Origin of the sequence: Paraburkholderia phenoliruptrix, assembly GCF_902859825.1 — a bacterium.
GTDB classification, from domain to species: domain Bacteria; phylum Pseudomonadota; class Gammaproteobacteria; order Burkholderiales; family Burkholderiaceae; genus Paraburkholderia; species Paraburkholderia phenoliruptrix.
This window is the reverse complement of the sequence record NZ_CADIKB010000117.1, coordinates 1-1,215: the sequence shown is the minus strand read 5'-3', so window position 1 is coordinate 1,215 and position 1,215 is coordinate 1. Positions and strand designations below refer to the sequence as shown.

Below are 1,215 nucleotides of genomic sequence, written 5' to 3'. Positions count from 1 at the left end.
CGGTTCTCCTTGGTTCCCTGTTCGGGAGGTTGGTCCTGGAAACCCGATTCTCTCGGATTCCACTGGCGAACCGCCGCCTTCAACCTTCAACTACGCCTGGGACATTGCCGAAGTTTCTCAAGTCCAACGATGTGCTCATGCTCCTTGCTGCCACTCCAATTATGCCTCTCCACGATAACATTCTCGTAGGCGGATCAGCGAATCACTAGATGAAAAGAGAGATGCAGACTATGCCTCTCTACCGTTTGCTCAGATGTGGAGTCCTTTTTTCGACACCTAAATCAATGGAAAATCTTTCGGCGCAAGACATCTCGTCATCGGTCCAAGACAACCTCGCTACATTGGTCGTCGCAGTTCACGGCGATCCAGTGGCCAGTGAAACATTTTTGGCTCGGACCCTCAAGGAATTGAAGTCCGTCTCAGACAGTCCCCTTGGCGACGCTGTCGACTTTGTGTTTGTATTCGATGGTGCATTGTGGACTACGCTCCCAATTGTACAGAGCCTTAAGCATTCGCTGCCCAAAGCCAGAACAATATTCACCAATGAACCATGCTGCCTCCCGGCGGAGCTCTTCAATCGAGCACTAAATGTCGCATTCGGCCGATATGTCGCATTCAGTCGCCCGACAATGGCTTTCGACGCTGACACGTTAAACGCTTTATTTGCAGGCTTGTCCACAGAAGAGACAAGCCACGAAATCCGGACTTTGCTCGACGATACGCAATTGGCGCACTTCGGTCTCCCATTCACTACTGATGGAGACGTCGTGCACGCCTGGCTTCTCTGCTCTGACTTCGTGTCGCCAAGCAAAACGCTGATGCCAACCGCCCTCGTCAAAAGTGTGGGAGGATTCGATCCTTCTCCGATTCTTCAACAGTCTGCCGAATGGGCGTTGCTCGTCCGCCTGACCGGGACTGCGGCCGTTCGAGTTGTGGGGCGCTGCAAGTCAAGCGCTCAAGCCAAAACTGACCTAATGAGCCAGTATTCCCGCCCATACCCGGCGTCCGCGGACATTCGTCGGCGATATATTGCAAAACAACCGTCCCTTTCTCAGCGCTCGAAGACAACATCCGGGGACGAGGAACTAGTGCTCCGCGACCTGCCGGAGGGCAATGTCCCACAGACAGTTGAAGGTTGGGACGGCGGGTGCGGCATAGATTATGCGACCTTGCGATCATGGTCAATGTTGGATTTCGAGGGCGAACGCTTCAGGG

The 1,215-nt window shown here is 53.8% G+C and carries 1 protein-coding gene; it reads left to right on the top strand.

Features of this window, described 5'->3' with window-relative positions; all coding sequences use genetic code 11:
- Positions 1-284: 284 nt before the first annotated feature.
- A partial coding sequence (locus HV711_RS33220) for a hypothetical protein (RefSeq protein ID WP_175145691.1) occupies positions 285-1,215 on the top strand: 931 nt, incomplete at its 3' end.